At 68.1% G+C, this 17762-nt stretch carries 17 protein-coding genes; 4 read left to right on the top strand and 13 right to left on the bottom strand.

Translation table 11 applies throughout. From position 1 onward, the window contains the following. Window positions 1-213: 213 nt before the first annotated feature. From ACMGEZ_RS29295 to ACMGEZ_RS29350, 12 genes are all read right to left on the bottom strand, one after another. Complete coding sequence (locus ACMGEZ_RS29295) at window positions 214-393, bottom strand: hypothetical protein (RefSeq protein ID WP_436825793.1); 180 nt, start codon at window positions 391-393, stop codon at window positions 214-216. Window positions 394-414: 21 nt separating this feature from the next. Next, on the bottom strand, window positions 415-711 hold the full coding sequence (locus ACMGEZ_RS29300) for a hypothetical protein (RefSeq protein WP_436825794.1): 297 nt from the start codon (window positions 709-711) through the stop codon (window positions 415-417). Window positions 712-848: 137 nt separating this feature from the next. Beyond that, complete coding sequence (locus ACMGEZ_RS29305; protein ID WP_436825795.1) at window positions 849-2369, bottom strand: AMP nucleosidase; 1521 nt, start codon at window positions 2367-2369, stop codon at window positions 849-851. 75 nt (window positions 2370-2444) lie between these two features. Further along, entirely contained in the window at window positions 2445-3716 is a 1272-nt protein-coding gene (locus ACMGEZ_RS29310) for a phospholipase D-like domain-containing protein (protein ID WP_436825796.1), read from the bottom strand. Between the two features lie 30 nt (window positions 3717-3746). Further along, window positions 3747-3932: a hypothetical protein gene (locus tag ACMGEZ_RS29315; protein WP_436825797.1), complete on the bottom strand. Its 186-nt coding sequence runs from the start codon at window positions 3930-3932 to the stop codon at window positions 3747-3749. Between the two features lie 122 nt (window positions 3933-4054). Further along, entirely contained in the window at window positions 4055-4402 is a 348-nt protein-coding gene (locus ACMGEZ_RS29320) for a hypothetical protein (protein ID WP_436825798.1), read from the bottom strand. A gap of 12 nt (window positions 4403-4414) precedes the next feature. Beyond that, complete coding sequence (gorA, locus tag ACMGEZ_RS29325) at window positions 4415-5773, bottom strand: glutathione-disulfide reductase (RefSeq protein WP_436825799.1); 1359 nt, start codon at window positions 5771-5773, stop codon at window positions 4415-4417. A 59-nt stretch (window positions 5774-5832) separates the two neighbouring features. Further along, on the bottom strand, window positions 5833-7857 hold the full coding sequence (locus tag ACMGEZ_RS29330) for a DUF6600 domain-containing protein (RefSeq protein WP_436825800.1): 2025 nt from the start codon (window positions 7855-7857) through the stop codon (window positions 5833-5835). Between the two features lie 116 nt (window positions 7858-7973). Beyond that, window positions 7974-8933: an extracellular catalytic domain type 1 short-chain-length polyhydroxyalkanoate depolymerase gene (locus ACMGEZ_RS29335; RefSeq protein WP_436825801.1), complete on the bottom strand. Its 960-nt coding sequence runs from the start codon at window positions 8931-8933 to the stop codon at window positions 7974-7976. Window positions 8934-8984: 51 nt separating this feature from the next. Beyond that, window positions 8985-10964 (bottom strand): TRAP transporter large permease, encoded by a 1980-nt coding sequence (locus tag ACMGEZ_RS29340; protein WP_436825802.1) that lies wholly within the window; start codon window positions 10962-10964, stop codon window positions 8985-8987. After that, window positions 10961-11581 (bottom strand): TRAP transporter small permease subunit, encoded by a 621-nt coding sequence (locus ACMGEZ_RS29345; RefSeq protein WP_436825803.1) that lies wholly within the window; start codon window positions 11579-11581, stop codon window positions 10961-10963. The genes ACMGEZ_RS29340 and ACMGEZ_RS29345 overlap by 4 nt, the downstream gene beginning before the upstream one ends. A gap of 69 nt (window positions 11582-11650) precedes the next feature. After that, window positions 11651-12766 carry a TRAP transporter substrate-binding protein gene (locus ACMGEZ_RS29350; RefSeq protein ID WP_436825804.1) on the bottom strand — a complete coding sequence of 372 codons (1116 nt, stop codon included), beginning with the start codon at window positions 12764-12766 and terminating at the stop codon, window positions 11651-11653. A 162-nt stretch (window positions 12767-12928) separates the two neighbouring features. Here ACMGEZ_RS29350 and ACMGEZ_RS29355 point away from each other — a divergent pair, with 162 nt between their 5' ends. Continuing rightward, window positions 12929-13393 (top strand): rhodanese-like domain-containing protein, encoded by a 465-nt coding sequence (locus ACMGEZ_RS29355; protein WP_436825805.1) that lies wholly within the window; start codon window positions 12929-12931, stop codon window positions 13391-13393. A gap of 109 nt (window positions 13394-13502) precedes the next feature. Here ACMGEZ_RS29355 and lysM read toward each other — a convergent pair whose 3' ends face one another. Next, window positions 13503-13967 carry a peptidoglycan-binding protein LysM gene (lysM, locus tag ACMGEZ_RS29360; protein ID WP_436825806.1) on the bottom strand — a complete coding sequence of 155 codons (465 nt, stop codon included), beginning with the start codon at window positions 13965-13967 and terminating at the stop codon, window positions 13503-13505. 188 nt (window positions 13968-14155) lie between these two features. On the opposite strand from lysM, the gene ACMGEZ_RS29365 reads away from it, so the two are divergent. The 3 genes from ACMGEZ_RS29365 to ACMGEZ_RS29375 all read left to right on the top strand — a co-directional run bounded on the left by ACMGEZ_RS29365 (window position 14156) and on the right by ACMGEZ_RS29375 (window position 17609). Then, window positions 14156-14929: a type III pantothenate kinase gene (locus ACMGEZ_RS29365; protein ID WP_436825807.1), complete on the top strand. Its 774-nt coding sequence runs from the start codon at window positions 14156-14158 to the stop codon at window positions 14927-14929. Between the two features lie 84 nt (window positions 14930-15013). Beyond that, complete coding sequence (locus ACMGEZ_RS29370) at window positions 15014-16666, top strand: Vgb family protein (protein WP_436825808.1); 1653 nt, start codon at window positions 15014-15016, stop codon at window positions 16664-16666. A gap of 178 nt (window positions 16667-16844) precedes the next feature. After that, window positions 16845-17609, top strand: a complete 765-nt coding sequence (locus tag ACMGEZ_RS29375; RefSeq protein ID WP_436825809.1) for an MHYT domain-containing protein — start codon at window positions 16845-16847, stop codon at window positions 17607-17609. Window positions 17610-17762 lie beyond the last annotated feature (153 nt).

A 17762-nucleotide genomic window follows, 5' to 3' on the forward strand; every position in this document is an offset into this window, starting at 1 on the left:
TGAGCAACACGGGCGGTGGCGTGATCGGCGCCGAGCCGGTGCCACAGACGCCTGTGCAGCCGGGCACGGGAACAGGCGCTGGTGGCACCGGGACCTCGAATCCGACGACGCCGGGCACCGGCACCGGCACCGGTACCAGCACCGGCGGTGCCACGATCGCATCACCAAGCTACGTGCCCACGCCAGGGACCATCACCGCTGCCGGCAGCGTCCTCAGACGATCAATGCGCTCGGCAAGCTCCAGGCCGGCGGCGCCGCGGTGCTTGCCAACGCCGGACTGGTCAACACGGCGGGCCAGGTCTCCGGCAGCAGCGTTTCCGCGAACACCGGTGGCAATACGCTCGAAAACACGCAGGGCAACCTGGCACAACGCATCGTCAACAGCATCGTCACCGCCGCCGCAGCTTCAGGGGCCTACGAGATCGGCCAGTGGACCAGTCCGGGCATCGATCCGATCACCGGGGCGGTCGCACCACCTGCGCTGACCTGTGCCACCGCGCCGGCGGCCAACATGGCAGCGCCGAGCGCGCGGCCGGTCTGGTCCCAGCCGCCGCCTTCGTTGGCGGGGATGACGATGCGCAGCCGCGGTATCGCTGCGGCGGCTGCTGCGGGTGCAGGCTTCGCGGCCTGGGCCAGCACCGATGCCGGTGCCATGCCGGCTGCCGTGGCAGCAAGCCACGACGTGAAGATGCGGCGCGTTGAATCCACCATGCGAGTCCTCCCTGACACATGTGTCAATTTGTTGCAAGAGAGGAATCGTACTCACGGCACGCGAAATCGCCACAGCGGCTGTGGCGAAGAAACAGCTGCCGCCTGCCAACAAAATCTCGGAATCCGAACCCCAACCGCTACTGGAACGCCACCTCCGCAAAGCTGCGCAGCTTGCGGCTGTGCAGGCGGCCCGAGCCCTCGCGCCGCAACACCTCGATCGCCGCCATGCCGATGCGCAGGTGCTGCTCGACGCGCTCGCGGTAGAAATGGTTGGCCATGCCAGGCAGCTTGATCTCGCCGTGCAGCGGCTTGTCGCTGACGCACAGCAGGGTGCCGTAGGGAACGCGGAAGCGGAAGCCGTTGGCCGCGATGGTGGCGCTTTCCATGTCCAGCGCCACCGCGCGGCTCTGGCTGAAGCGGCGCTGCGGCTGGTTGCCGGGCAGGAGCTCCCAGTTGCGGTTGTCGGTGCTCGCCACGGTGCCGGTGCGCATGATCTTCTTGAGCTGGGTGCCCTGCATGCCGGTGACATCGGCCACCGCCTGCTCCAGCGCGAGCTGGATCTCCGACAGCGCAGGGATCGGCACCCACAGCGGCAGCTCCTCGTCGAGCACATGGTCCTCGCGCACGTAGGCGTGGGCCAGCACGTAGTCGCCGAGCTGCTGCCCCTGGCGCAGGCCGGCGCAGTGACCCAGCATCATCCAGGCATGCGGGCGCAGCACGGCGACGTGGTCGGTGATGGTCTTGGCATTGGCCGGTCCGACGCCGATGTTGACCATGCTGATGCCGCTGCAGTCCTCGCGCACGAGGTGGTAGGCCGGCATCTGCGGCAGGCGCCCGGGCGGCGTGCCCTGGCTGCCGTCGAGCAGCGCGCCGTAGAAGGAGGCGCTCGCGCCCGCCGCCAGCCCGCGCCGGCGCGTGACCACGTTGCCGGGCTCGATGAAGGCGATGTATTCGCTCTTCTCGTCGGCCATGGCCTCGCGGCCCAGGCGCACGAACTCGTCGATGTAGAACTGGTAGTTGGTGAAGAGCACGAAGTTCTGGAACCACTCGGGCGCGGTGCCGGTGTAGTGGCGCAGCCGGTGCAGCGAATAGTCCACCCGCGCGGCAGTGAAGAGCGCGAGCGGCTGCGCCTCGCCCGGCCGGGCCTCGAAGGTGCCGTTGGCGATGCCGTCGTCCATTGCGGCCAGGTCCGGCAGGTCGAAGACGTCGCGCATCAGCACGCGCCTTTCCTCGCTCATGGTGCCTTCGATGTGCTCGTTCTCCGCGAAGGAGAAGTGGATCGGGATCGGCTGCGTGCTGGTGCCGACCTCGAGCTCGACATCATGGTTCTCGAGCAGCAGGCGGAATTGCTCGCGGTAGTAGCGCTCGAAGAGATCGGGCCGTGTCAGCGTGGTCTCGTAGCGGCCCGGCCCGGCCACGAAGCCATAGCTGAGCCAGGCGTTGGCCGCCGGCGTGCGGCGCGAGACGGTGTGGGTGTGCACCCGCACGAAGGGGTAGCAGGCGCGCACCCGGCCCGGCAGGCTCTCGCCGGCGACGAAGCGCTGCATCGCCTCTCGCAGGTGCGTGAGGCCGCTGTCATAGATCAGCCGCACCTGCTCGAGCACGGCGGCGGGATCCGAAAAGCGGGCCGGGGCGATGAAGGTGGGCATGTAGGGCATGGCGCGATTGTGCCGCCTGTGCCCCGGGCTGATTCGGGTGCGCCGCTGCGCTCGGTGTCCGCCGCTGCCTTCGCCTCACAGCAGCTCGTTGAAGGTGTACAGCAGGTTGTCCTTGCACCGATGCCGCAGCCCGCGCCGGGCCCACGCGTCGCTGCGCAGCTCGGTGCAGTCATGCATGTCGCGCTCGAAGATCGCCTCCAGCTGCACGGCCAGGGTGTCGTCGCGCACGCTCAGCGTGATCTCGTCGTTGGTCTCGAATGAGCGGTCGTCGAAATTGCTCGATCCGACCGCGCACCAGGCCGCATCGACGGTCATCACTTTCTGGTGCAGCAGGCATTTCGAATATTCGAAGATGCGCACGCCGCCCGCCAGCAGGAGGTGGAAGTTGCGATGCGCCGCGTGCTGGACCATGGGCATGTCCGAGGCCTCCGCGGACGGCACCATCACGCGGACGTCGACGCCGCGCTTCGCCGCATCGCACAAGGCCTCGATCGCCTCGCTGTCCGGCAGGAAGTAGGGGTTCTGGATCCAGATCCGATGGCGTGCGATGCACGGCACCAGGTGGTGCAGGATCTTCACAGCCGGCGGGGACCCTTCGGGCTTGAGGCTGGCGACGTGGATGGCAACCTCCCCCTCGCGCGCAAGGGCAGGGAACACATCGGCCCCGACGAAGAGCTCTCCGGTGTCCTCCACCCAGTTCTCGCTGAAGGCTGCTTGCACGCCATGCACCACCGGCCCGCGCAGGCGCACGCCGAGGTCGCGGACCTGATCGCGGTTCTCCCCGTTGCCCAGCCAGCTGTCGACGATGCAATGGCCGCCCACCAGCGCCACGCGACCGTCCACCACCAGCAGCTTGCGATGATCGCGGTCGTTGAAGACGCCGATGTTCCGTATGTGCCGCGGGTGATGCATCTCGAGCCGGCAGCCCCCTGCCCGCAGGCGCTCGGCGTCGCGGCCGATCTTCTTGCCCCCGTCGGCATCGACCAGGACACGCACTTGCACGCCGGCGCGGCGGCGTTCGACCAGCGCATTTGCCAGGCGCTCGCCGAGCTTGCCTTCCTTCCAGAGAAAGGTCTCGAAGTGGACGGAGGCCTCGGCCCGGCCGATCTCCTCGAACATCGCGTCGAAGAAGGCGCCGTTCTCCAGCAGCTCGACCGAATTGCCTTCGTAGACCGTGCCCTGCGTCAAGCCCGACAGCGACGGGAGGAGGTCGGCGATGGAAGCATCGCATTCGACCACCAGCCGGGGATCCCGATGCCTGCGGATGGACCAGATGACCAGCCCGAGCACGATGACGAGCGTCGCCAGCGCCAGCAGGATCCACCCGGACCTCAGCCAATCTAGCAAACCGGGGCCCATGCCGAGCGGGACGGCGCGTCAGCGCTTGGGATCGATGCCCTTGATCGGATCCTTCTTCACGTCCTTCCCGATCTCGACGACCTTGTCCTCGTTGGCTTCGTCGCGGAACTCGCCGGGCTGCTTCTCGGTGCCCTTTTCCATGGTGTCCTTGACGCTCTCGCGATCGGTCGTTTTCGACTGCTCCTTCGTCTCCTTCGTGCTCATGGCAGCTCCTTGGTAGAGCCGTCCGGCCCGCAGCGAGGCATCGTGCGAGTCGTTCGGCGCGTCGACAGCGTCGTCGAAGCGGCGGCCGCGCGGTGTCAGGCAAGAAGAAGTTCGCGCGTCAGCTACACCGCCCGGTCCTTGAGCGCCCTCGCCGCCCGGCGGTAGATCAGGATCATGGAAAAAAGGCCGAAGAAGGACAACATGGTCGCAGTGAGCGCGAGCGCGAACAAGGTGCTTGGCACCGCATCGTCCGTGGCGAGCAGTGCGAGGCCGAGGCAAACAGCCCACAGCGCACCCCAGCGGAGGATGTAGATGTCCATGTACGTCTTCAGCCAGACGTAGTTCCGCGTCCTGATCGCCGCACGCTCGGGCGCGCTGGCATGCGCCGGGGTCGGCTCCAACGCGGCCATGGGCCACCAGAACCGTATCCACACCGAGCCGGCCCTGCTGTTTTGCCGGGAGGGGTTCATCGTGCCGAGCCTCTATCCCGGCATCGGTTCGCGCATCGTGACGAACTCCTCCGCCACGGTCGGATGGATGCCGATGGTGCTGTCGAACACCCGCTTGGTCGCGCCCGCGCGCATCGCGACCGCGAAGCCCTGCACCACCTCGCCTGCGTCGGGCCCCACCATGTGCAGGCCCACCACGCGGTCGGTGGCGCGCTCGACCACCAGCTTCATGAAGGTGCGCTCGCCGCTTTGCGAGAGCGTGTGGCGCAGCGCCTTGAACTCGCTCGAGAACACCCGGACCTTGCCGAACTTCGCGCGCGCCTCCGCCTCGGTGTAGCCGCAGGTGCCGATGTTGGGATGGGTGAAGACGGCCGTGGGCGTGAACTCGTAGTCCAGCTCGCGCGGCCCTTGCCCGAACAGGGTGTCCACCACGACCATGGCCTCGGCCAGCGCTACCGGGGTGAGCTGCTGCCTGGTCGACACGTCGCCCACAGCGTAGATCGAGGGCACCGAGCTGCGGTAGTGCGCATCGACCACCACGCCGCCGCGCTCGTCGAGCTCGACACCGGTGGCCTGAAGGCCGAGGCCCTCCGTGTTGGGCATCCGGCCGGTGGCATAAAGGATGACGTCGGCCTCCACGCGCTCGCCACGCGAGAGCAGCGCACACAGGCCGCTGTCGAGGCGCGTGATCATGTCGATCTCGGTGTTGAAGCGGATGTCGACCCCGGCGCGGCCCATCTCCTTGGCCAGGAACTGGCGCAGGTCCTCGTCGAAGCCGTTGAGCAGATGCGGCCCGCGGTACAGCTGCGTGACCTGCGCGCCCAGGCCGTTGAAGATGGACGCGAACTCGCAGGCGATGTAGCCGCCGCCCACCACCAGCAGGCGCTCGGGAAAGGGGTCGAGGTCGAACATCGCGTCCGACACCACGCCGAGCTCGCGGCCCGGAAGCTCCGGCACGAAGGGCATGCCGCCCGTGGCCACCAGGATGTGGCCCGCCGTGTGCTTCTTCTCACCCACCTGCACGGTATGCGCATCGGCCAGGCACGCCCAGCCCTGGATCAGCCTGACGCCCGCGCCTTCGAGCAGGTTGCGGTAGATGCCGTTGAGGCGCGAGATCTCCTTGGCGCGATTGGCCTTGAGCCGGTTCCAGTCGAAGCGCGGGGGCCCGTCGAGCGTCCAGCCGAAGCCGGCGGCTTCCTCGAAGGACTCGGCATAGCCGGCCGCGTAGCTGTAGAGCTTCTTCGGAATGCAGCCCACGTTGACGCAGGTGCCGCCCAGCTCGGCGCATTCGGCCAGCGCCACGCGCGCGCCACGCTGGGCCGCCATGCGCGCCGCGCGCACGCCACCGCTGCCGCCGCCGATCACGAAGAGGTCGAAGTCGAATGTGCGCATGGAAGCCGCTCCTTGCGGCCGACTTTAGCCGGCCGAAGGAAAGGCTGCCGCGCGTGCACTCAGGGTCGGTCCGGCTGCCCGGAATCGCGCGACATCCAGCGCTGCCGCGGATCGCCGCTGATGCCGGCACGCTGCTGCTGCTGTTGCAATTGCTGCAAGGCGCGCTGCTGGTGTTCCTGCGCCTGGCGCAACGTGTTCTGCTGCTGCATCTGCATCTGCTGAATCTGTTGTTGCGCCTGCATCTGCTGCTGCGCGCGCAGGGCTTGCTGCTGTTGAACCTGCTGGAGCTGCTGGGCCTGCGCCTGGGCGGCGCGCTGGTGCATCTCCTGCTGGGCGCGCAGTGCCTGTTGCTGCTGTTGTTGCTGCTGCAGTTGCAGCTGGAACTGCTGCTGCGCCTGGGCCTGCGCGGCCCGCTGCTGAAGTTCTTGCTGCTGGCGCAGCGCGTCGCGTTGCTGTATCTGTGGGAGCTGCTGGGCAGGTTGCGGCTGCTGCGCTTGCTGCATCTGCTGGAAGCGCTGCATTTGCTGCGCCTGAAGCTGCTGCTGTGCCTGGATGGCGCGCTGCTGCAACTGAAGTTGCTGCTGGGCCTGCTGGGCCTGCTGGGCTTGCTGCGCTTGCTGCGACTGCTGCGCTTGCTGCGATTGCTGCGCTTGCTGCAACTGCTGGGCTTGCTGCAACTGCTGCGCTTGCTGCAACTGCCGCGCCTGCTGGAACTGCTGCTGCCGACCCCGCAGGTCGGGCGGCGGCAACGCGCTCGCCGATCGCCCGAAGCCGCCGAAATGCCGGTCACCACGCGGAGCGACCGGCGCAGTGGCGACGATCGGCAGTTGCGCAGTGGCGCCCTCCGGCGTGCGCAGGAAGTCGCGGCGGGCAATGGGTCCGCGGCCGAAGATGTCCACCGGCACCAGCGAGAGCGCGCCCGGCGTGTTGCGGTGCAGGTAGTCCGTGCGCGCGAGCTGCCGCTGGTAGGCGATGGCGCGATTGACCTCGTCGACGTAGCGCTGGCTGGCGCGGTAGCCCGGCCGCCACGGTTCGCCAGGCGCGAGCGGGAACCAGCCGACGCCGGGCCGGCCGCCCGCCACCACGTCGGCATGGACGCCGCCGCCGCCCACGAAGCCCACCAGCGCCGGCGCATACACCGGCCGCGTGGTCGCCCGCCCCGGCACCCAGGCCCAGCGCGGCCCGATGCGAGCCCAGCGGCCGTAGTGCGAAGGCGCAAAGCCCCAGGGCGCGGCATCGATCCAGGTCCAGCCCCAGGGCGCGATGTCGACCCACTGGCCATCGCGGTACGGAGCCCAGTCGGCATCGACGCTGCGCGGGTACCAGACGTTGCCGTAGGTGGGATCGCTCTGCCACTCGCCGTAGCGGTCGAGCTGCTGGTAACCGAGCACGTCGCGCGAGACGTAGCGCGCCGAGATCGACTGGTCTTCCAGCCGGTCGCGTTCGGCCACCCAGCGGTCGAAGGCGTCGCCGGCGCGCACCGGATCGCCGCTCACCGCCGCGAGCTGGCGCCCCGACACCGTGAGCTGCTGGTGGGCGCCGAGTGTCACCGATTCGCTGTTCTCGCCATAGAGCGTGAGGCCGCCGGCAACGACCGCCACGCGCGTGGTGCCGGCGGCCGGGTCCACCTCGATGCGGTAGTCGCCGGGCGTCTCGACCACCGCTGCCAGGTTGGCGGTACCGATTTCCAGGCGCTGCCCGACCGGGGCCTCGCGCACGCGCAGTTGCAGGCGGCCGCGGGTCGCGGTGAAGCGGGCGCTGTCGTCGTCGAGCTCGGACACCGCCAGCAGCGTCTGGTCGTCCATGCGCAGCGCGGTCGAATCCACATGCAGCTCGGCCCGCGCGTTGCGGTCGGTCCAGAGCCGGTCGCCGGTGGTGATCGGCCGGTTGGGCACCGCGTCGTACCAGCTGTCGTCGCCCGCCGGCGAGAAGCTGACGGTGCCCTGCTGCTCGTTGAGGCGGGCGACGCGGCCGGGCGGGTCCTGCTGCGCCCAGGCCGCGGCGCCGGCGGCGAGCAGCAGCACCAGGCCCAGCAGCCAGCCGACGGCGCGGCGGGCCGTGTGTGAAGGGATGCGATGTTTCATGATCGGTCCTTGGCTCCAGACCCCTGCAACGCGCCAGGCTGGGCCGGCGCTGGCAACTGCATTGCAAAGCATTGGAACTATCCCGCGAGCGGCGCAACCGCGTGTAAGCAAGGGACTTATTGCATCCTAGTCCGCTTGATCATCGGATGGCTGAGGAAGAAGCGCAGCATCTCGGCACTCGCGTCCGGGCCCGTGGGGTCGGTGAAGGAGCCGTCGGCGCTGCCGCCGGCCCAGGCGTGGCCGGCGCCGTGCAGCAACCAGTGCTCGACCATGATGGCGCCGCGGGCATCGGCATAGGTCCAGCGGGTGAAGGCGCGGCCACCCTCCGAGCGTCCCCGCATCTCGTGCGCGGGCGGATGGTCGCCGCCGGCCAGCAGCCCCGCCACCGCATCCGCCGCCACCTGCTCGCCGTTGCGCGGATGCACCGTCTCGTCGGCATCGCCGTGGAAGACGATGGTCGGCCGCATCGGGCCGCCGGCGCTGGCCTTGCCCGGGCCGTTCTTCATCGCGCCGAGCGCCGAGAGGAGGTCGCGCGCCACGCCGCTCGGCAGGCCGGAGTGCACGCCCACGGCGGCGAAGAGCTCGGGATGGGTCCGGCCCAGGATGTCGGCCATCGAGCCGCCGGCGGACAGGCCCGCCACGTAGACGCGTGCCGGATCGGCGCCGTGCTCGTGCACCACCGCCTGCGTGAGCGACGCGAGCAGCGCGGGCTCGCCCCGCCCGGCCTGCTGGTGCTGCAGCAGGAACCAGTTCCAGCACTTGCCCGCGTTGGCCTTCTGGGTCTGTGTCGGATAGAGCACGAGGAAGCCGAGCTCGGCGGCGATCCGGTTCATCCGCGTGCCGGTGGCGAAGTCCTCCGGATCCTGGCTGCAGCCGTGCAGCATCAGCAAGAGCGGGCGTGGCCGGCCGGCACCGCTTCCGGGGACGAAGAGCTTGTAGTCGACGTTGCGGTGCTGGTGCTCGAAATGGCCATCGAGCCACTGGTCCGGCGCCACCGGCGGCAGCAGGCCGATGCGCCGCAAGGCGCGTGGCACGGCGCGCGTCCAGCGCGCAAGTCGTTCGAGCAGGGATGTCACGGCAGGGCGGGCAAAAAGGGCCGATTGTCGGCCCTCGTGCCCCCTGCCCCGCTACTTGTACAGCAGCTGCGGCAGCCACAACCCGATCTGCGGCCAGATGTACAGCAGCAGGATCGCCAGCACCTGGATGCCCATGAAGGGCAGCATGCCGAGGAAGATCTGGTTGAGCGACACGTGCGGCGGGCTTACCCCCTTCAAGTAGAAGGCTGCCATCGCCACCGGCGGCGACAGGAAGGCGGTCTGCAGGTTCATGGCGACCAGCAGCCCGAAGAACAACGGGTCGACGCCGAAGTTGTCCAGCAGCGGTATGAAGATCGGCATGAAGATCACGATGATCTCGGTCCACTCCAGCGGCCAGCCGAGGATGAAGATGATCACCTGGCTCAGCACCAGGAACTGCACCTTCGAGAGGTTCAAGCCCAGAACCCATTCCTCGACCAGCTGCTGGCCGCCGAGCAGCGCGAAGGCCGCCGAGAAGATGGCCGAGCCCACGAACAGCCAGCACACCATGGCCGAGGTCTTGGCCGTGAGGAAGACCGACTCCTTGAGCACGTCGAGCGTCAGCCGGCGATAGGCCGCCGCCAGCAGGAAGCCCCCGAGCGCACCCATGGCAGCCGCCTCCGTCGGCGTGGCCAGGCCCAGCACGATGGACCCGAGCACCGCGAGGATGAGGATCATCAGCGGGAAGAAGGAGGCCAGCAGCATCTTGAAGATCTCGAGCCGCGCGAAGCTGAGGAACAGGTAGAACAGTGTGACGATCGCGCCGATCACCGCGAAGCAGACCCACCACCAGGTGGGCGCCGGCCGCGTGGTGGCACCGTCCGCGGCGGGCACGGCGCCCGGCTGCGCGGCCGGCGAGGCCGCAGCACTGCCGGGCGGCTCCTGCGCGGCGCCGGTACTCGCCGCCGCACCCGGAGGCTCCTGCACAGCGCCAGCACCGGGCGGCTCGGCGAGCCCGCCTCCACCCTCGCTCGGCGGCTCCTGCAGGCCACCCTCGTTCTCCGCCGGCGGCTCCTGCAAGCCGCCCGAATCCGCCTCGGGCGCGCTGCGCCCGGCGCCGATCTCCTGAATGTCGTACTTCGCCGCCGCCTCCACGGTGGTCACGGCGCGATAGCTGGTGACGGCCAGCAGCGCGAAGAGCACGCCGGGCAGCAGCACGATGCCGAGCTGCCGCAGCAGGAAGCCGGCCGGCACTTCGGCATTGCGGCGGCCCTTGAGCCCGGCAACGAGTCCCGCGAACGCATGGCGGGTCGGGTCGAGCGTGAGCCGCTGCGTCAGTGGCGGCAGATTCACCGCGCGGTCGGCAGCCGAAAGCGGCGGAGCCCAGGCGGGCTTGAGCTTGGCCACGATGATCACGTAGAGCACGTAGAGCGAGGCGAGCATCACGCCCGGGAAGAAGGCACCCGCGTAGAGCTGGACCACCGACACCCCCGCGGTCGCTCCGTAGACGATCAGCAGCACCGAAGGCGGGATCAGGATGCCCAGGCAGCCACCCGCCGTGATCGATCCCGCCGCCAGCGGGATGCTGTAGCCCGCGCGCAGCATGGCCGGCAGCGCCAGCAGGCCCATCAGCGTCACCACCGCGCCGACGATACCGGTGGCGGTGGCGAAGATGGTGCAGGTCACCAGCGTGGCCACCGCCAGCGCGCCGGGCAGCCGCGCCAGTGCCAGGTGCAGGCTCTTGAACAGCGTCTCGATCAGGTTGGCGCGCTCCACCAGGTAACCCATGAAGACGAACAACGGCACCGCGATGAGCACGTCGTTCGCCATGGTCTTGTAGGCCGCCTGCACCATCAGGTCGAGCGTGTGCGTGGTGTTCCGGTCGTAGGCGAACCAGGTGAAGATCATGCCCATGCCCATCAGCGTGAAAGCCGTGGGAAAGCCCAGCATGATCGCGACCACCACCAGCGACAGCATGAGCAGGCCGAGGTGGCCGTTGGTGATGGTCTCCACGCGCAGCAGCATGATCACCACTGCGGCGACGACCAGCACCATGAACGACAGGCCGAACCAGAGCTCTCTGCGGATCATGGCCGGGCCTCCTTGGCCACGACCACCGAGTCCAGCGCCCGGATGTCGGCGTCGTCCACGTGCACCATTTCCTTCAGCTTCTCGACGTCAACTTCCTCGACATCCTGTTCGCGCGAGGGCCACTCGCCGTCGCGGATGCACTGCGCGCAGCGCACGATCTCGACGATGCCCTGCAGCAGCAGGGTGATTCCGGCCAGCGGGATCACATACTTGAAGGGATAGAGCGGAACCGGATCCGCGGAGAAGGTCTGCTCGCGAATCGCCAGCGACTCTCCGGCGTAGACCCATCCGGCCCAGGTCAGCGCGACGATGCCGGGAAGGAAGAAGAGGATGTAGAGCGTCAGGTCGATGATGGCCTGCGTGCGCGGCCGGAAGAAGCCGTAGAGCACGTCGCCACGCACATGGCCGTTCTTGGCGAGCGTGTAGGCGCCGGCGGTCATGAACAGCGTGCCGTACAGCATGATCTGCACATCGAGCACCCAGGCATGGGGCCGGTTGAGCGCATAGCGGCAGAAGACTTCCCAGCTGATCAGCAGGGTGAGCAGCACCGCGCACCAGGCAAAGGCCTTGCCGATCCAGGTCGAGAAGCGATCGACCCCCAACAGAATGGATTGCATGAAGATTTCCTGCAGAGCCTCGAAAAAAGAGGGGCACCCCAGGTGCCCCTCGCTGATGGGAATTAGAACTCAGGACTTCTTGGCCTGACGGCCGAAATAGTGGTTGTAAGCCATCTTGAAGTCAACGGAATAGTCGTTGTGCCACTGGCCTGCCCGCTCGGCAAAGGCTTTCTGCGAATCGAGCACCTTCTTGAACATGGGGTTCTCGGTTGCCTTCTTGGCCACGGTCTTGTCCCACGAGGCCAGCTGAGCGCGAAGAATCGCGTCCGGCGTCTTGTAGAACTTGACGCCGGCCTTCTTGAGCTCGAGGTAGTCGGCCGAATTGCGCTCGATCGCCTTCCAGCTCATGTCGGCGCTGGCCGCCTGCACGCCGTACTCGATGATCGCTTTCAGCTCGGCCGGCAAGGCATTGAGCTTGCCCCGGTTGAACAGGATCTCGAACTGCTCGCCCGACTGGTGGAAGCTCTGCAGCATGCAGTTCTTGGCCACGTCGGGGAAGCCGAGCACGCGGTCGCTGGAGGCGTTGTTGAACTCGGCCGCGTCGATCAGGCCGCGGTCCAGCGCGGGCACGATCTCGCCGCCCGGCAGCGGATTGACGGCCGTTCCCATGTCGGTGAAGACGTCCACCGCCAGGCCGACGGTACGGAACTTCAGGCCCTTCATGTCCTCGACCTTGGCCACGGGCTTCTTGAACCAGCCGAGCGGCTGGGTCGGCATCGGGCCGTAGAGATAGGAGGCGACATCCAGGTTCAGGCCCTTGTAGATCTCCTCCAGCAACACCTTGCCGCCGCCGTAGTTGTGCCATGCGAGCACCATGTTGGCGTCCATGCCGTAGCCCGGGCCCGAGCCCCACAGCGCGAGCGCGGAGTTCTTGCCGTACCAGTAGGCGACCACCCCGTGCCCGCCATCGAGCGTGCCCTTGGCCACGGCATCCAGCAGCTGGAAGGCCGGCACTACGGAGCCGGCGGGCAGCACCTCGATCTTGAGGCGGCTGCCCGCCATGTCGTTCACCTTCTTGGCGAAGTCCTGGGCGTATTCGTGGAAGATGTCCTTTGCCGGCCAGGTGCTCTGGAAGCGGAACGACGTGGTCTGCGCCATGCTGACCATCGGTGCGGACATGGCGCCGGCCGCCACGGCTGCGCCCTTGAGGAGGCTGCGGCGGCGGTTCGGTTTGGTGTCTGTCATTGCGTATGTCTCCGTAGATGTGACTGGAAAAAACCCCAGACTCCCATCTTTGACACGTGAACAAGCGTGACAAAGAGGGTTTTCACGAACTGGTGAAAAATCATCGATTGAGCCGCGGCCCGCTCTACGCACAAACCCTAGCAACTTAAGGAAGAACGTTCCATGACCCCAGCAGCCTCCAACCCGCCCGCCGTGGACAGCGCACCGGGTGGTGAACAGCAGGGCGTCCGGCCCGCCCAGGGCTACGCCGGCGACGTGCTGCCCGAACTGGCCCACGCCTGGGTGACGAATGGCGAGGCCGTGCTCGTCGACGTGCGCAGCGACGCGGAGCGCGAGTGGGTGGGCTATGTCCCCGGCGCGGTCGGCCTCGCCTGGAAGCAGTGGCCGGGCATGGCCTTGAACCCCGGCTTCGATGACGGCCTGCGCGCCGCAGTGCCGCCCGGCAAGAAGGCCGTGCTGCTGTGCCGCAGCGGCGTGCGCTCGATCGCGGCAGCGCGCCGCGCGACCGAACTGGGGCTGGAGGCCTACAACATCCTCGAGGGCTTCGAGGGCGACGCCGACGCCGAGGGCCACCGCGGACGCAAGGGCGGCTGGCGCCTGCGCGGCCTGCCGTGGAAGCAAAACTAGGCGCGAGTAGAAAGGAGAGGCCAGCGGCACTCCACGGCGTACCGCCAGCCGGGGCAGACGGAACGACCGCGGGTGCGTCGTGTGCGCCGACCCGCTATGCGCTACGCGCTCACTTCAGCGGGGGAATGCGCAGCTTCTGGCCCGGATAGATCTTGTCGGGGTGGCTCAGCATCGGCTTGTTGGCCTCGAAGATCGCGTTGTACTTGTTGGCGTCGCCGTAGTACTTCTTGGAAATGGCCGAGAGCGTGTCGCCCTTCACCACGTCGTGGTACTGCGCCGGGTCGGCCGCTGGCGCGACGAGCTGGTTGTCGACCTTCGTCACGTTGGCCACGTTGCCGGCTGCCAGCGTGGCCTTCTCGCTGGCTTCCTGCGAAGGCGCGTTGCCCTTGAGCGTTACCAGGCCTTCGGCGGCGACGTAAGTCACTTCGAGGTTGGTGAGGCCGAGGTTCTGCGTCTCGATGTAGGTCTTGATGGCGTCGCCCGCCACCTTGTTGGCATCCGGCTCGGCGGCCTGGGCGGACGAGCCGCCGAACAGCTTTTCTCCCGCTTCCTTGATGAAACTGAGCAATCCCATGGGTTTCTCCTTGTGCCTGGGTTGAGGGAGGCCCACTGTAACGGCTGGCCGTGACGCCCTCGCGTAGGCGGGCGTCGCAACTGCAAGCACCTGTCGGGACTCGTTGACCGTAACAGCCGATTCGGAAGTGCCTGTCGCGCCTTCACGCCCGAATCGACTGTTACGGCCCACACCGCAATAATCGCCGAATGGCATTCCTCGCGATCGACATCGGCAACACCCGGCTCAAGTGGTCGCTCTACGACGCCGCCCGGCCGGGTGCATCGCTGCTGGCACACGGCGCCGAGTTCCTCGATCACATCGAACGGCTGGCCGAGGGCCCCTGGGCCGAGTTGCCGGCGCCTGCGTCGATGCTGGGCTGCGCGGTGGCCGGCGACGCGGTGCGGCGGCGCGCGGAAGAACAGGTGGTCGAGCGCTTCGACTGCTCGCCACGCTGGGTGGTGTCGAGCGCGGCAGAGGCCGGGATCGTCAACGGCTACGACCACCCGACGCGCCTGGGTGCCGATCGCTGGGTCGCGATGATCGGCGCGCGCCACCGCATGCTTGAGCAAGGCCCGGCGCGCCCGATGGTGGTGGTGATGATCGGCACCGCCGTCACGGTGGAGGCGGTGGATGCCTACGGCAAGTTCCTCGGCGGCCTGATCCTGCCGGGCCACGGCATCATGCTGCGTGCCCTCGAATCAGGCACTGCCGGTCTGCACGTGCCCACCGGCGAGGTGCGCGAGTTCCCCACCAACACCAGCGACGCGCTGACCAGCGGCGGCACCTACGCCATTGCGGGCGCGGTCGAGCGCATGGTGCAGCATGTGCGTGCGCATTGCGGGGCCGAGCCGGCCTGCTACATGACGGGCGGCGCGGGGTGGAAGATGGCGCCGAGCATGAACGGGAACTTCGAGCTGGTGGACAGCTTGATCATGGATGGGCTTCTGGTGATTGCGCAGGAACGGCTGCTCGCCTCCTGAGCCTTTGCCTTGTCCCCTCCACCGCCCGGTGCCTCACCCCCGCGCTCTCCCAGAGGGGAGAGGCAGCAATACAAGGAGTCAAGAGTGCCTCGTGCCATCGCCGCCCTGCTCGCTTCGCTGCTCGCCCTAGGCGCGTGCACTGTCCCTGCCCCGCGCACCGCCATCTCGCCGCCCACCCGCCCTGCAAGCTGGGGCCCGCCCGAGGCGCTGGTTGCGCCCTCCTCCTTCTCGGGCGTCCACGGCCTGGCGATCGACCGGCAAGGCCGGCTGCTCGCCGGCACGGTGGTCGGCAGCCAGCTGTGGGAAGTCGACCGGGGCACCGGCGCCGCGCGCGTGCTGATCGACGCGCCCGATGGCCAGGCTGACGACATCGCGGTCGGCCCCAGGGGCGAGCTCGCCTGGACCAACTACCTGACGGGCACGGTGCGCCTGCGCGAGCACGACGGCGCGCCGATGCGCGTGCTCGCCAAGGACCTGCCCGGCATCAACTCGCTCGATTTCGACCGCCGCAACGGCAAGCTCTACGCCTCGCAGGTCTTCCTCGGCGACGCGCTGTGGGAGATCGACACTGCCGGCCAGAAGCCGCCGCGCCTGATCAAGAAGGACATGGGCGGCTTCAACGGCTTCGAGGTGGGGCCGGACGGCCTGCTCTACGGCCCGCTGTGGTTCAAGGGCCAGGTGGTGAAGATCGACCCGACGGACGGCCGCCTCACCGTGATCGCCGAGGGCTTCCAGGTTCCGGCCGCAGCCAATCTCGACGGCAAGGGCAACCTGTGGGTGGTCGATGCCCGCAGCGGCGAGCTGGTGCGCGTCGAGCTCGCCAGCGGGCGCAAGACGGTCGCGAAGCAGTTCAAGCCCTCGATCGACAACCTCGCCATCGCGCCCGAGGGAACGATCTTCATCTCGAACATGGCAGACAACTCGGTCGAGGCCTTCGAACCCGCGACCGGCACTTCGCGCCTGCTGACCGGCGGAAAACTGGCGGTGCCGGCCGGCCTCAAGATCGACGGCGACATGCTCTTCGTGGCCGACATCTTCGGCTTCCGCCAGGTCGATGCGAGGACCGGTGCGGTGCGCGACATCTTCCGCATGCAGCGCGATCCGGAACTCGAGTACCCCTTCGGCGTGGGCCTGTCGGCCACGCGCATCGCGCTGTCCTCCTGGTTCTCCGGATCGGTGCAGCTGGTGGACCGCAAGAGCTTCCAGACCATTGCAGTGCTGCACGGCCTCAAGGCGCCGGTGGATGCGATCCCGATGCCCGACGGCAGCCTCATCTATGCCGAGATCGCCACCGGCAGCGTGACCCGTGCGAGCGGCCCGAAGTTCGAGACCCGCCAGCTGATCGCCAGCGGCCTGGGCGGCCCGGTGCAGATGGTGCTCGGCCGCGACGGCGCGCTCTACCTCACCGAGGCCGCGGGCAGGCTCACGCGCATTCCGCTCGATGCCAGCGCGCCGCTGCGCGTCATCGCCAACGGGCTGGCGCTGCCCGAAGGCCTGGCCCAGACCCCCTGGGGCAGCTTCATCGTCGCGGAGAGTGCGGCACGGCGGCTGGTGGAGATCGAGCCCGCCAACGGCACGCGCCGCACGGTTGCCGAGAACCTGCCGATCGGTCTGCCCGGCGGCGCGGGCCTGCCGCCGCCCTATGTGCCGACCGGCGTGGCGGTGGGCGCCGACGGCACCATCTATCTCTCGGCCGACCGCAACAACGGGCTCTATCGAATTCGGCCGCAGCGCTGATCTGCGGCCCTCGAAAAGCGGAACAAAGTCACGCCAGCACCCTGGCCTTAAGAACAAGGAGCTAATTTACTTGCCGCGATGAAAGTAACAGACTTGTAACGCCCCGGCCCCGGGGGCATTACGCCGGCCCGGCTTCCCATCGAAGCGCCGGTCTTTTCACTCAAAGGAAAAAGAAGTCATGGACCCTCTCATCGGTCAAGTGCTGAGCCCTAGCTACGCCATCGGCACTGTGGCGTTGTCCTATGTGATCTCGTTCTTCGGGTCGCTTCTTGCCTTGCTGTGCACGCGCAAGATGGTGCGCAGCGACGGCAGCGTGGACTTCGCGATGCTCGCCGGCGGCGCGGTGGCGCTGGGCGGCATCGGCATCTGGTCGATGCACTTCATCGGCATGGTGGCGTATCGCCTTCCGGTGCCCGTCCGGTACAACCTGCCGCTGACCGTGGTGTCGCTCGTGGCGGCCATCGTCATCTCCGGCCTGGCGCTCTACCTCGCCGGCGGCAAGCGCTTCAATACCAAGGGGTGGGTCATGGGCAGCCTGCTCGCGGGGCTCGGCGTCTGCGTGATGCACTACATGGGCATGTTCGCGATGAGCCTGCGCGCGACGATGACCCTGGACTGGGGCATCGTCGCCGGCTCGGTCGCCATCGCGATCATCGCGGCGGCGTCCGCGCTGTGGCTCGCGTTCAACCTGACCGAGTTGACGCACCAGGCGGTCGCGGCCGCCGTGATGGGCGTGGCGGTCTGTTCGATGCACTACGTGGGCATGACGGCGGCCACCATGGTGTGCACCGCCCCGATCGCGCCCGACAGCCTCACCTTCGGCGGCGGCAACCTCGGCCTGGGCGTGTTCGGCACGGCGGGTGCGGTGCTGATCTTCATCCTGTGGGTGGTGACGGGGCGGGCGCTGGATGAGCCCAAGGTGGGGACGCCGCAGCGCGCATAGTCAATTAGTTGCCGGTGGCGGCGCGTAAGGTGATTTCGTACGTTGCTGTTGTATTGAGGCCGGAGCCGGGATTTCTCCCCGGCGGGCGAGTCACTTTCTTTGTCTCGCCAAAGAAAGTAACCAAAGAAAGGCGACCCCACTGCGCGTGACCCT

It is taken from the genome of Variovorax stachyos (genome assembly GCF_051400855.1).
Classification (GTDB): Bacteria; Pseudomonadota; Gammaproteobacteria; order Burkholderiales; family Burkholderiaceae_C; genus Variovorax.